The 12,403-nt window shown below is 60.7% G+C and carries 12 protein-coding genes; 4 read left to right on the top strand and 8 right to left on the bottom strand.

The genetic code is table 11. From position 1 onward, the window contains the following. From HX803_RS08045 to HX803_RS08030, 4 genes are all read right to left on the bottom strand, one after another. Nucleotides 1-1,983, bottom strand: a complete 1,983-nt coding sequence (locus HX803_RS08045) for an acyltransferase family protein (protein WP_178919945.1) — start codon at nt 1,981-1,983, stop codon at nt 1-3. 155 nt (nt 1,984-2,138) lie between these two features. Further along, nucleotides 2,139-3,398, bottom strand: coding sequence for a transcription termination factor Rho (gene rho, locus HX803_RS08040; RefSeq protein WP_016973082.1), 1,260 nt, complete (start codon nt 3,396-3,398; stop codon nt 2,139-2,141). A 234-nt stretch (nt 3,399-3,632) separates the two neighbouring features. Continuing rightward, a complete protein-coding gene (gene trxA / locus HX803_RS08035; protein WP_003213989.1) occupies nt 3,633-3,962 on the bottom strand; it encodes a thioredoxin TrxA in 330 nt (109 codons plus the stop codon). Between the two features lie 121 nt (nt 3,963-4,083). Further along, on the bottom strand, nt 4,084-4,779 hold the full coding sequence (locus tag HX803_RS08030; protein ID WP_178919944.1) for a FadR/GntR family transcriptional regulator: 696 nt from the start codon (nt 4,777-4,779) through the stop codon (nt 4,084-4,086). Nucleotides 4,780-5,033: 254 nt separating this feature from the next. Here HX803_RS08030 and HX803_RS08025 point away from each other — a divergent pair, with 254 nt between their 5' ends. From HX803_RS08025 to HX803_RS08010, 4 genes are read left to right on the top strand one after another with little or no spacing between them, the layout of a single operon-like run. Continuing rightward, on the top strand, nt 5,034-5,819 hold the full coding sequence (locus tag HX803_RS08025; RefSeq protein WP_178919943.1) for a transporter substrate-binding domain-containing protein: 786 nt from the start codon (nt 5,034-5,036) through the stop codon (nt 5,817-5,819). A 17-nt stretch (nt 5,820-5,836) separates the two neighbouring features. Next, nucleotides 5,837-6,505, top strand: a complete 669-nt coding sequence (locus HX803_RS08020; RefSeq protein ID WP_176996876.1) for an amino acid ABC transporter permease — start codon at nt 5,837-5,839, stop codon at nt 6,503-6,505. Then, on the top strand, nt 6,502-7,152 hold the full coding sequence (locus HX803_RS08015; protein WP_178919942.1) for an amino acid ABC transporter permease: 651 nt from the start codon (nt 6,502-6,504) through the stop codon (nt 7,150-7,152). Before HX803_RS08020 ends, HX803_RS08015 begins: the two co-directional genes overlap by 4 nt. Further along, the gene (locus HX803_RS08010; protein WP_178919941.1) at nt 7,139-7,876 is read left to right on the top strand and encodes an amino acid ABC transporter ATP-binding protein; all 738 of its coding nucleotides are present in this window, start codon (nt 7,139-7,141) and stop codon (nt 7,874-7,876) included. Before HX803_RS08015 ends, HX803_RS08010 begins: the two co-directional genes overlap by 14 nt. Here the strand turns inward: HX803_RS08010 and HX803_RS08005 are convergent. The 4 genes from HX803_RS08005 to HX803_RS07990 form a co-directional block, all read right to left on the bottom strand. Further along, nucleotides 7,848-8,372 carry a DUF1120 domain-containing protein gene (locus HX803_RS08005; RefSeq protein WP_178919940.1) on the bottom strand — a complete coding sequence of 175 codons (525 nt, stop codon included), beginning with the start codon at nt 8,370-8,372 and terminating at the stop codon, nt 7,848-7,850. The genes HX803_RS08010 and HX803_RS08005 overlap by 29 nt on opposite strands. After that, nucleotides 8,362-10,869 carry a fimbria/pilus outer membrane usher protein gene (locus HX803_RS08000; RefSeq protein WP_178919939.1) on the bottom strand — a complete coding sequence of 836 codons (2,508 nt, stop codon included), beginning with the start codon at nt 10,867-10,869 and terminating at the stop codon, nt 8,362-8,364. Before HX803_RS08000 ends, HX803_RS08005 begins: the two co-directional genes overlap by 11 nt. 7 nt (nt 10,870-10,876) lie before the next feature. Then, nucleotides 10,877-11,575, bottom strand: a complete 699-nt coding sequence (locus HX803_RS07995; RefSeq protein ID WP_178919938.1) for a fimbria/pilus chaperone family protein — start codon at nt 11,573-11,575, stop codon at nt 10,877-10,879. Nucleotides 11,576-11,694: 119 nt separating this feature from the next. Further along, a complete protein-coding gene (locus tag HX803_RS07990; RefSeq protein WP_178919937.1) occupies nt 11,695-12,342 on the bottom strand; it encodes a DUF1120 domain-containing protein in 648 nt (215 codons plus the stop codon). Nucleotides 12,343-12,403 lie beyond the last annotated feature (61 nt).

Here is a 12,403-nt window from a genome sequence, read left to right as displayed (position 1 = left end):
TTAATTGGCCGTCAACCCTCGTGATTGCAGCGAACTGAACAACGGTTCCAGGAAGGCCTCGACGTGCCGCGCACCGACGTCAGAAAGGTGATTGTCATCGGTATACAGCGCTCGGCCGTTGAGCTCCACCCGGCACAAGCCATCGGCGCCGCACAACAAGGGCGCGGGGTCGAGCACCGCGACACCACTGTCGGCCGCCGCCAACTCGGCAAACAGCTGGGAGATAAAGGCCTGGCGCTTGAGGTGCTCCGCCACGGGCAAGCCTTCCCGATCCACCGGCCGGTGCATCATGGCCAGGCGGCTGAGCCGGTAAGGCACAATGATTTCCTGCAGCGGCACCTCTTTGACCAACCAGACCCTGTGGCCTGCGGTGCGCAAGCCCTTGATGCGCTCGCGCAGGCCTTGGGCGAAGCGCTGCTCGGCAATGGCGCGCACGTATTGACCCGTCGCGGGGTCTTTGAGCGCATGCTCCTTGTCACCCGACATCTGCCCATAGAGGTACAGGCTCCAGCGCGCCGCCAGCACCACATCGCTGAAGGACTGCTCGGCCATCGCTTTCTCCACGCGATGGTTGAAGTGGGCGCAACGGGCAATGTTCTCCAGGCCATCCAAAGGCACACAACCGGCAAAACTGGCCTCGACCAGGCTGATGTCGTGCCGCTTGGCCGCCACCTCGAGCGCAGGAATCAAGGCGGTGGCGTGACTGTCGCCCCAGACCAGCGCAGAGACCGAGCTGCCTTTGGGGCCGAAATGGCAAAACAGGCGCTCATCGGGCGTGTCTTTGTCCGCCATGCACGCCATCAACTCCGGGCTCCACTTTTTCGCCTGGGCATAACGCAGGGCCTGTTCGGACAAGCGCGACGGCACACCGTCGGCCTTGCGCAATGCCACGCCCGTAAGGCCGAGGCACAGGATCCCGACACACGCTGTCGCCAGAATCGCCTTGCGCCCGGGCAGCAGGCGCTTCTCCCGAAACGGGGTTTCCACAAAACGCCAGGACAGGTAGCCCAGCACCAGGCTCAGCAGCATCAACCCACCCAGCTCCAGCGGGCTCAGGCCATCAACCGCGGCGTAGCTGGCATACACGAACACAGGCCAGTGCCACAGGTACCAGGAATAGGAAATCAGCCCCACGCCCACCATCACCCGTGAACTCAGCAGGCGCCCGACCCAGGTGGATTGCTGCCTGTTGGCCCAGATCAGGCCAACGACGCCCAGCACCGGCAACAACGCAGCCGCGCCGGGGAAGGGTGTAGCTGAATCGAAACCGAATACCGCGATCAGTATCAGCGCCATCGACAACAGGCTGACTCCTTGGGCCAAGCCGGGCGAGGCACGCCAATCACGCAGCGGCACCACCGCCAGCATGGCGCCGGCCAGCAATTCCCAGGCACGCAGATGCAACAGGTAGAACGCCTTTTGCGGTGCATGGGCCACCGCCCACACGCTCATGCCGAACGACACCAGCAGGATCCCGAACAGCACCAGGCGCCAATGCTTCAAGCGGCTGGCAAGCAAGGTCAGCAACAACGGGAAGATGATGTAGAACTGCTCTTCGACCGCCAGCGACCAGGTGTGCAACAACGGTTTGATATCGGAGGCCGCGTCGAAGTAGCCGTGCTGGCGGGAAAACAGCAGGTTGGAGGTGAAGATCACCTGATAGTGCACCGACCGCCCCAGCTCCTCGTAGTCCTTGGGCGCCAGCAGGAACCAGCCTACGGCCAGGGTAGCCGCCATCATCACAAACAACGCCGGCAGGATGCGCCGGGCACGTCGCGCCCAGAAATCCACAAAGCTGAAGCGCCCGGCCTGGCGCTCCCGCCAGATGATCGAGGTGATCAGGAACCCTGAAATCACGAAAAATACATCAACCCCGACGAAGCCGCCTGTTACACCAGGCACCCCAAAATGGAACAGCACCACAGCCAGGACCGCAACGGCGCGCAAACCATCGATGTCTCTTCGATAAGAAAGAACAGTCATAAAACGTAGTCAGCCTGATACGAATGGAAGCGAACGTAGCTTCCCTCACCTTTTTTGTTTCTTAACTGACACTTATGCCGCCCAAACCTCCCTTTTCTGACGCAAAAAAAATGGCGCCCCTTGGGGCGCCATTCTTTCGGACCTGAAACGTCGTGTTACTTACGCTTCATCGACAGGAAGAACTCGTCGTTGGTCTTGGTGGTTTTCAGCTTGTCGACCAGGAACTCGATGGCCGCCACTTCGTCCATCGGGTGCAGCAGCTTGCGCAGGATCCACATGCGCTGCAGTTCGTCGTCGGCGGTCAGCAACTCTTCGCGGCGGGTACCGGAACGGTTGATGTTGATCGCCGGGAACACGCGCTTTTCCGCGATGCGACGGTCCAGGGGCAGCTCCATGTTGCCGGTACCCTTGAACTCTTCGTAGATCACTTCGTCCATCTTCGAACCGGTTTCAACCAGTGCGGTGGCGATAATGGTCAGCGAGCCGCCTTCTTCGATGTTCCGCGCAGCGCCAAAGAAACGCTTCGGTTTCTCCAGGGCATGGGCATCGACACCACCGGTCAATACCTTGCCGGAGCTCGGGATCACGGTGTTGTAGGCACGGGCCAGACGGGTGATGGAGTCGAGCAGGATCACCACGTCCTTCTTGTGTTCAACCAGGCGCTTGGCCTTCTCGATCACCATTTCGGCAACCTGCACGTGGCGGGTTGGCGGTTCATCGAACGTGGAGGCAACCACTTCGCCGCGCACGGTGCGCTGCATTTCGGTCACTTCTTCCGGACGTTCATCGATCAACAGCACGATCAGGTGAACTTCAGGATTGTTACGCGCGATGTTCGCGGCAATGTTCTGCAGCATGATGGTCTTGCCGGCTTTCGGCGGTGCGACGATCAGGCCACGCTGGCCTTTACCGATCGGGGCGCACAAGTCGATCACACGACCGGTCAAGTCTTCGGTGGAACCGTTGCCGGCTTCCATCTTCATACGTACGGTCGGGAACAGCGGGGTCAGGTTCTCGAAGAGAATCTTGTTTTTCGCGTTCTCGGGACGATCAAAGTTGATCGTGTCGACCTTGAGCAGGGCGAAGTAACGCTCGCCTTCCTTAGGAGGGCGGATCTTGCCAACGATGGTGTCACCGGTGCGCAAGTTGAAGCGACGGATCTGGCTCGGCGAGACGTAGATATCGTCTGGGCCGGCAAGATAGGAGGCGTCAGCAGAGCGGAGGAAGCCGAAGCCGTCCTGGAGAATCTCCAGCACGCCATCACCGGAGATTTCCTCGCCGCTTTTCGCGTGCTTTTTCAGCAGGGAGAAAATCACGTCCTGCTTGCGCGAACGGGCCATATTTTCTATGCCCATTTCTTCGGCCAGCTGGAGCAGGTCGGTAATCGGCTTTTGCTTGAGTTCAGTCAGATTCATATAGGAATGACGTAATCATTTATGGAGGGGGGAAATTAAGCTTTTGGCTTAATGAGGCCGCGCCGCAGAGAAGGCGACAGGATCGCGTACTAATCGAAAAGGAGAGCGTCGGCGACGGCTTGCAGGGGGCAGTGGAGAAACCAGTGCGGGGCCGAATGTACCACCTGAGTTTAGGAGCGTCTAGCCCTGTTTCACGAAAAAGCCCCGCAATTTGCGGGGCTTTTTTGACAACGCTTAGATGTTCGCGTCGAGGAAAGCTTGCAGCTGAGACTTCGACAGCGCGCCCACTTTAGTGGCTTCGACGTTGCCGTTCTTGAACAGCATCAGCGTCGGGATACCACGCACGCCATGCTTGGCCGGGGTTTCCTGGTTGTCGTCGATATTCAGCTTGGCAATGGTCAGCTTGCCTTCGTAGGTGGTCGCAATGTCGTCCAGAACAGGCGCGATCATTTTGCAAGGGCCACACCATTCAGCCCAGTAGTCAACCAGCACCGGGCCCTGAGCCTTGAGTACTTCGGCCTCAAAGGTCGCGTCGGTGACGTGCTTGATAAGATCGTTGCTCATGGATGTCTCCGGATTGTAAGCAAAAAAAACGTGGCCCATCATAGCCGCCCTTCCCCCGTTCAGGAAGCCGCCTCTGATTGAGTCTTGCTATGGTGGTGCATGAGTTTGGGTATAGCTCAACTCAGGGCGTCACGGGCGTCACGAAGGCAATGCCGGTGCGCAAGGCCGCGTTGCGCACGTGTTCCTGCATGGCTTTCTGCGCTGCTGCGCTGGCACGACGGGCCAGGGCACGCAGGATCTTGCGGTGCTCCTGCCAGGTCTCCATGGCCCGCTCCGGCCGGATGAACGGTAGCTTCTGGCTTTCCAGGAACACCTCGGCACTGGCACTCAGGATGCTCACCATTGCCTGATTGCCGCTGGCCAGCAGGATGCGCTGGTGGAATTCGAAGTCCAGCCGCGCCGCCGCCTCAAAGTCACCCGCCTTGAGCACCTTGCGCATCGCCTCGACATTGTCTTCGAGGCCATCGAGCTCATCGAGCGTCAACGTGACCGCCGCCAGCCCCGCCGCAAAGCCTTCGAGGGCATAGCGCAACTGGAAGATATCCAGCGGCGTTGCCTGCGCCGCAAACGGCCAGGCAAACCCCGGCGACTCCTCCACCGCCTGCACGAACACGCCCTTGCCCGGTTGCACACTGACGACCCCCAAGGCACTCAAGGACGACAGCGCCTCGCGCAAAGACGCCCGACTGACCCCCAACTGCACAGCCAGGTCGCGTTGGGAGGGCAAGGCATCACCCGGCCCAAAGCCCTGTTCATTAATGAGTTTGCGGATGGCCTGCAGGGCCGCTTCCGGTACGGCTTGGGCGATGGAATTCATGGAAAACTCAAGGTTGCAGTCAACGGTGCGGCTAGTTGTAAAGCTATTCGCAGCCCACGGCAAGCCACGCCCCAAAGGGGCTCGCGTGGTTTTATCGACGCTCGAAAAGGGTGCGAAAAACATGAGCACTGTTCAGACCAGTAAGACCACCGCACCTCAACAAACACCAGCGTTACAGGCCAACCTGACGAGGCTGGCATGGGCTGTGCACTGGGCCAAGACAGATTTCCCTTCGCCCTTTCCGGAGAGTTGCCATGACCAAGCGCTACAGCGCCCTGCTCACAGCCCTGTTTGCCAGCCTGATGCTGAGCCAGGCACCCGCCCAGGCCAACGGTCTGGACGATATCGTCGCCCGTGGCACCCTCAAGGTCGCCGTGCCCCAGGACTTCCCGCCGTTCGGCTCGGTCGGCCCCGACATGAAACCCCGTGGCCTGGACATCGACACCGCCAAGCTGCTGGCCGACCAGCTCAAGGTCAAGCTGGAGCTGACACCGGTCAACAGCACCAACCGCATCCCGTTCCTCACCACCGGCAAGGTCGACCTGGTGATCTCCAGCCTGGGCAAGAACGCCGAGCGTGAGAAAGTCATCGACTTCTCCAAGGCCTACGCGCCGTTCTACCTGGCGGTGTTTGGTCCGCCTGACGCGCCTGTCAGCACCACCGACGACCTCAAGGGCAAGACCATCAGCGTGACACGCGGTGCGATCGAAGACATCGAACTGACCGCCGTAGCCCCCAAGGAAGCCACCATCAAGCGCTTCGAGGACAACAACTCGACCATCGCCGCCTACCTGGCCGGTCAAGTCGACCTGATCGCCAGCGGCAACGTGGTGATGGTGGCGATCAGAGAGCGCAACCCCAAGCGCGTGCCTGCCCTGAAAGTGAAACTCAAGGACTCCCCGGTGTACGTGGGTGTGAACAAGAACGAGCCGGCACTGCTGGAAAAGGTCAACCAGATCCTGATCGCCGCCAAGGCTGATGGCAGCCTGGAAAAGAACGCGATGCAATGGCTCAAAGAGCCGCTGCCTGCCGACCTCTGACGCGACGGAGCTGATTGATGGCGTATCAATTTGACTTTGTGCCGGTGCTGGCCAATACCGACCTGCTGTTACGCGGTGCGCTGTTCACCCTGGAACTGACGGCCATCGGCGCCATCCTGGGGGTGGCCCTGGGCACCGTGGGCGCCGTGGTGCGGGCGTGGAAGATCCAGCCGTTCGCCTGGTTCTTCGGGGTGTATGTCGAGTTGATCCGCAACACGCCGTTCCTGGTTCAGTTGTTCTTCATCTTTTTCGGCCTGCCGTCCCTGGGGCTGAAAATCACCGAATGGCAAGCCGCCGTGCTGGCAATGGTGATCAACCTCGGGGCTTACTCCACCGAGATCATCCGCGCCGGCATCCAGGCTGTTCCCCGGGGCCAACTGGAAGCGGCGGCCGCGCTGGCCATGACGCGCTTTGAGGCGTTCCGTCACGTGGTGCTGCTGCCGGCGCTGGGCAAGGTGTGGCCGGCCCTGAGCAGCCAGATCATCATCGTGATGCTCGGTTCGGCGGTGTGTTCGCAAATCGCCACTGAAGAGCTGAGCTTTGCCGCCAACTTTATCCAGTCTCGCAACTTTCGCGCCTTTGAAACCTACGCACTGACCACCCTGGTGTACCTGTGCATGGCACTGATGATTCGCCAGTTGCTCAACTGGATCGGCCGCCGTTACGTGATGAGGAACAGCCGATGAGTGATTTTTCCTTCTGGGACATCGTGCGCAACCTCGCCACCGGCCTGCAATGGACTCTGCTGCTGTCCCTGGTGGCGTTTGTGGGCGGTGGTGTGATCGGCCTGTTGGTGATGACGATGCGCATCAGCCGCAAGGCGTTCCCCAGCCAAGTGGCCCGTGCCTATATCGAACTGTTCCAGGGCACGCCGTTGCTGATGCAGCTGTTCCTGGTGTTTTTCGGCATTGCCCTGCTCGGTGTGGATATTTCACCCTGGCTGGCGGCCGCCATTGCACTGACCCTGTTTACCAGTGCCTACCTCGCCGAAATCTGGCGTGGCTGCGTCGATTCCATTGCCCACGGGCAGTGGGAAGCCTCGGCCAGCCTGGCCCTCAACCCGCTGGAGCAACTGCGCTACGTGATCCTGCCCCAGGCCCTGCGCATTGCCGTGGCGCCCACCGTGGGTTTCTCGGTGCAGGTGGTCAAAGGCACCGCCGTGACCTCGATCATCGGTTTTACCGAACTGACCAAGACCGGCGGCATGCTCGCCAACGCCACCTTCGAACCCTTCATGGTCTACGGCCTGGTGGCCCTTGGTTACTTCTTGCTCTGCTACCCCTTGTCCCTCAGTGCGCGCTACCTGGAAAGGAGACTGCATGCCTCTGCTTAGAATTTCCGCCCTGCATAAGTATTACGGCGATCACCATGTGCTCAAGGGCATCGACCTGACCGTTGAAGAAGGCCAGGTGGTGGCGATCATCGGCCGCAGCGGCTCGGGCAAGTCCACCTTGCTGCGTACCCTCAATGGCCTGGAATCGATCAACGATGGCGTGATCGAAGTCGACGGCGAATACCTCGACGCCGCCCGCGCCGACCTGCGCAGCCTGCGGCAGAAAGTCGGCATGGTGTTCCAGCAGTTCAACCTGTTCCCGCACCTCACGGTGGGCGAAAACGTGATGCTCGCGCCGCAAGTGGTGCAGAAAGTACCCAAGGCCAAGGCCGCCCAGTTGGCTAAGCAGATGCTGGAACGCGTCGGGCTGGGCGAGAAGTTTGACGCCTTCCCGGATCGCCTGTCCGGCGGCCAGCAACAGCGCGTGGCGATTGCACGCGCCCTGGCCATGTCGCCCAAGGTGCTGCTGTGCGACGAAATCACCTCGGCCCTGGACCCGGAACTGGTCAATGAAGTGCTCAGCGTGGTGCGCCAACTGGCCAAGGATGGCATGACGCTGATCATGGTGACCCACGAAATGCGCTTTGCCCGCGAAGTCGGCGACAAGTTGGTGTTCATGCACCAGGGCAAGGTGCATGAAGTGGGCGACCCCAAGGTGTTGTTTGCCAACCCGCAAACGCCCGAGTTCGCCAACTTCATTGGCTCCGTGGAACAGGCGGACTGACCAGCTCGAAATGCCCCTGCCCCTCCAGCACTGTGTGGCTGCGCACACGCAGGGCGTCGACAGGCAGGTCGGCATCGATCTCGACCTGGGCCGCCAACTGCCGGCCAGCCCCTTGGGCCACCAGGGTCCGTCCCGGCAGCAATTGCCCGGCGGCCGGTTCACCCATGTCCGCCCATTCCACCGGCTGCCCATCCAGCCGGGCATGCCTGAGGCTCAGGCGAAAACGCCCTTCGCGCCCAAACCGAAAGCCCTCGCTATCGGACGCCGTCCCGTTGAACCGCAACGCCATGGTCGATGGCTGCGGACACAGAATATTCAAGTGCACCGTGCGAGTGCCCATCGCCACTGCCCCACGCTCATCGCGGCGCTCATTGCGGATCGCGCCATAATCGACACGTCCCTGGCTGACAATCAGCCGACACTCATCTGCCCGCGCCCATTGGGCCATCATTCCGCCCCAGAGCAATAGGCCCAGGCACATCGCTTTAGCGGCCATGGCACACCGCCGACGTGGTTTCATAGAGTTTGTCATTGTCCGGCTCAACTTCAGGAGCCAGGCGCAGCTGGCAGGAGGACGAGTCCGGCAGGGATACCCGCAGGCTTTGCGGCGCCGTTACATCACTCAGGAAAATCATGCCGTCAGCCACCACGCTGGTCATGAAGCGATCGTCCGCACCGAACACCGAAGCTCCCTGGGGCAACGGCTGGCCCTTCTGGTCGCGAGCATTGATCAACACTCGACGCACCTTCACCACTTCAAAGTCCACCGTATTGAACGATCCCCGGCCAGCGGCGACGACTCGGGTGCCATTCTTCAGGTCGACCCGTTTGGGCAGGGATCGGGTTTGCACCTCGATACGGCTATTGCTGTAGGCCGGCAGGCCCGCGATCACCGCATGACCGCGTGGATCGGTCCACACCGGGCCCTGAGGGGTGTCGATTCTGGCCGATCCGATATCTCCCACCGAGACGATGCCAAATGTGTCCTGGACCGTATAGGGCGAGAAGGTCAGCCCGCGTTCATGGGCCACCACACCTCCTCGCAGTTGCCCCGAATAGCTGGTGTTCTGCGAATCGCGGCTGACACCCAGGCCGACCTGGGTGTAACGCGGCGTCAGGTTGAGTTGGCCACGCACCGATTGCTCCCGAGCGTTGAAATCCCGCTCACTACCAACCTCGTAGCTCACAGCGTCATTGACCCGTTCACTGAGCGCCGCCCCCGCGTTGACCTGATGACCGCGCCGGCTGGCATAACTGTTCACACGGCGATCACCGCCCAACGGCACACTGACCTGCAAGCGCAAGGAAAGACCTTCATCCAGCACGGCATCTCGCCTGCGAGCTCCAGGTGCCGCATCACGTCCCGCTTTTTTGCCTCCGACCTGTGAATCGGCAATCAACGCCACATCGGTGCCACCGAACGACTTGTTCCATGACGCAAAGACATGTTCCATCGACCGCCCATCAAATGGGTCGCTGCGGGCATACCCCAGGGAAAAACCACCCATCACCGGATCCACCCAGCTGAGGCCTGCCGTGTAGTGGTTCTTGAAACGCGAATTGAGGTCGTCAACCCGAAGCGAGCTGCCAGCTTCGAGCACCTCTCGGTAGCCCCGGGTCTGCCGGGTGGCGCTCAGGTTGAGGTCCAGGTTGTCGTACACAGGACTGCTCACCGACAGCGTACTGCGCACACCGGAAACGGCGTTGCGGCTGTCACGGGAGACGTTCTGGCGTGCGGCCACATTCACCCGCTGGAAAAAAACACTGCCAAGCGTGCCACCCGCCGCCCAGTAGTCTTCGGCACTCAACAATCCCAGGCCCAGGGTTGAATCACGTCCCAGGCCCCAGCTTGCGCTGCCCATGGCAAACATCGGGGTACGGCTATCCCCCACCGAAGCCTCGCGCACCTTGCCCGTCGAAAAGTAGTACCCCGGCGGCGCCTGCGCGCCTCCCCTGAACGAGGCCGCCGACACCGCGAAGTTGCGCTTTGCGCCCCGTACGTCGATCACCGTGACATCCAGGTCACTGGTGCCATTTAGCAACGGCAAGCCGGTGAGGCGGTAAGGCCCCTCAGGCACCAGGGTGCTGTGAATCAACACCCCGGACTGGCGGACTTCAATACGTGACTGGCTCTGGGCAAGGCCCTCCACCACCACATTGGCGGCGCCTGCCTGGGTTCGGGACAATCCATCGGGAGATAACTGAAAACCTGAAAACTGCACACCACCGAATACCGGGTTGTTGCTCGACAATTGACCCACCTGAAAGGTTGATTGCAACGCGACAAGGTCCCGTTGCGCGTATGCGTAAAGGTGCTCGGTGCGCGACTCACTGTTGTCGGAGACATAGAACTGGCGACTGCGCACAATCCAGTCGCCCAAATTGAAGCCAGCCTCGGTGTAGGCGGATACAAACCGGCTCGGCTCCCCCCCTGTGCGGCTGTCGAAACCCAGCACGTCATAATTGAACACGGCCGCACCACCGCCGGAGGAAAAATGCCCGGCCTCCCATTCAGGCTCACGCAAGGATTGGGTCGGCACCACCAGCACCACTTCGTCACTGCCAGGGCGCAATCGCACCATGGTCGTCGGAAAGGCACCCAGAAAATCATGACAGGCCTGCTCCGGCGTCGAGCCTTCACGGATTACCCGGGGCGGCTTCACCACCCCTGCCTTCTCCAGCAGCCCCGGGGTAAAACACAGCTGCCCTTGCGAATCGAACCGCGCATCCACCAACCCCAGAGGGTTACCATTGACCCGCAGCCCCACTACCTGGACACCTTCGCGAAAACGCGCTGCGCTGCGAAAGTAATCGGACACCTTCGGGTCAATGCCATGGGTGGTCAGTGCTGCGAGGTCGAACCCCTCGCCCAGCTCCACTGCAGTCACGAAGCCAGGCAGCCCACACAGTGTCGCCAGCCCCAGGAGCAACGGGGGACGGCCCAGCCGGAGAGCGGCCCTACCATTGCCGGCCCGCTTTGTTGTATTCGGCATGAGCCCATCATCCCTCGGTGGCGTCGAGAGGGGCCTGGTAGCTGTCCGCCGCAAATCCATAGACGGTGGCCGGCTGGATTTCAACGCTCGTCGCGCCCTCAAGGCGCCCCTCGAACGTTGCCGTCAGGGCCTCTCCCGGCAGGATGTAGGTGCGCGGCAATGTGCCTGGCGCATTTTGCGGCAACAGCTTTACATCGGGGGCCAGGCGCACCACGTAGGCACTTGGGTTATGGACGGTCAGGCGCCCGCCATCGTGCCTCCACTTCAGCAATTCCCAGGGCGTAGCGTGCCGAGGCAATCCCTTTGGGTGCAGGATCAGCGGCAGGTTCTGTCGCAGGGTGATACCAATGGTGGCACCGCCCGTTGCTCGGGCCTGGGGAATGCCTTCGAAGGAAATGCGCTTCAAGCGCTGGGTCTTCAGGGGTTCCTTCAGCGTACTGATGAAACGCACCAATTGAGTGTCGCCCGCCTCTACACGGGTGATGGGCGGGGTGACGACAAGCAAGGGCTCCAGGTCTTCAGGCAGGTCCTCCACCACCGAATGAAGCAGCGCCGGTCCCTCATCGGTATTCTTCACATTAAGGGTGGCCTCACCCTCTTCCTCGTATAGAACGACCAGCGTGGTTTCAGGCCGCATACCGTCTGCCAGCGCGTTAATCGAAAAGCAGGTACTTATCGCCACACTTAAAACCAGCGACTTAATCATTATTAAAAGACCGCGCACTTCGCTTCCCCGCAGGTGTTTCCGTTAACGTAAAAAAATCAAACAGCCATACAAAAACAGCCAATAAAAAGTTTGACTTTTTATTGGCTGCCAAAAGCAACTTAGAGGTAGCTCAGTACCAACGTGGCGCGCCCATCGATGGACACATCGCGACTCAGGTCAAGATCCTGCGCTTTATTGATCACGGCCTTAACGGCGATGGTGCCGGTCAACAGGGAGATCGATGCCGGCGTAACCGCCGTGCCGCTGCGCCATGAGTACTGGCTGGGTGCTTGCGCGACTTTGCCATCACTGTTCTGCCAGCCGCCGGTGCCAGTGCGCACGATCGGGTTGAGTACCAGGTTCGAAGACTTCAGGTCTTTGAGCGTGATCGAGTAGCCACCGGTGCGCCGGGTGCCTACGGCGCCAAGGCCGAAGTTCTGCTGTTCGGTGAAGCCAGCCCCCAGGATACCGGTCACCTTGCTGCCAGCCTGCAGGTCAGTGAAGGTCAAGCCAAACATCGCGGGTGTGGCGCCACAGCTAACCGCCAGGGAAGTGCTACGCTCCTCACGCGGGTTGAACGCAGTCTGGGACAACTCACCGGAACGTATGACGCGATAATCGATAATGCCACTCCCGACCAGGCTGAGGTTGCAGGAGGCGGGGGTAATCGTTCCCCTCACCACCAGTTGAGCGCTAGTGGTGGCCTGGGCACTTACCGCCGCCACCAGGCATGCAATACCGATCGCTGATCCAACTATTTTCTTCATGTTCGACCTGTCACTAAAAGTTATCAGGTGTATTTATTTTTGCCCTGCCAATACAAAACCA

Source organism: Pseudomonas sp. P7548 (assembly GCF_013386585.1).
Classification (GTDB): Bacteria; Pseudomonadota; Gammaproteobacteria; order Pseudomonadales; family Pseudomonadaceae; genus Aquipseudomonas.
This window is presented reverse-complemented; position numbering and strand designations above follow the sequence as displayed.

Excerpts from the sequence above, each read along its gene's own strand:
- HX803_RS07990 (WP_178919937.1), bottom strand. The coding sequence starts at position 12,342 with ATGAAGAAAATAGTTGGATCAGCGATCGGTATTGCATGCCTGGTGGCG.
- HX803_RS08045 (WP_178919945.1), bottom strand. The coding sequence starts at position 1,983 with ATGACTGTTCTTTCTTATCGAAGAGACATCGATGGTTTGCGCGCCGTT.
- HX803_RS08025 (WP_178919943.1), top strand. The coding sequence starts at position 5,034 with ATGACCAAGCGCTACAGCGCCCTGCTCACAGCCCTGTTTGCCAGCCTG.
- HX803_RS08005 (WP_178919940.1), bottom strand. The coding sequence starts at position 8,372 with ATGGCCGCTAAAGCGATGTGCCTGGGCCTATTGCTCTGGGGCGGAATG.
- HX803_RS08020 (WP_176996876.1), top strand. The coding sequence starts at position 5,837 with ATGGCGTATCAATTTGACTTTGTGCCGGTGCTGGCCAATACCGACCTG.
- trxA (WP_003213989.1), bottom strand. The coding sequence starts at position 3,962 with ATGAGCAACGATCTTATCAAGCACGTCACCGACGCGACCTTTGAGGCC.
- rho (WP_016973082.1), bottom strand. The coding sequence starts at position 3,398 with ATGAATCTGACTGAACTCAAGCAAAAGCCGATTACCGACCTGCTCCAG.
- HX803_RS08010 (WP_178919941.1), top strand. The coding sequence starts at position 7,139 with ATGCCTCTGCTTAGAATTTCCGCCCTGCATAAGTATTACGGCGATCAC.
- HX803_RS07995 (WP_178919938.1), bottom strand. The coding sequence starts at position 11,575 with ATGATTAAGTCGCTGGTTTTAAGTGTGGCGATAAGTACCTGCTTTTCG.
- HX803_RS08030 (WP_178919944.1), bottom strand. The coding sequence starts at position 4,779 with ATGAATTCCATCGCCCAAGCCGTACCGGAAGCGGCCCTGCAGGCCATC.
- HX803_RS08015 (WP_178919942.1), top strand. The coding sequence starts at position 6,502 with ATGAGTGATTTTTCCTTCTGGGACATCGTGCGCAACCTCGCCACCGGC.
- HX803_RS08000 (WP_178919939.1), bottom strand. The coding sequence starts at position 10,869 with ATGCCGAATACAACAAAGCGGGCCGGCAATGGTAGGGCCGCTCTCCGG.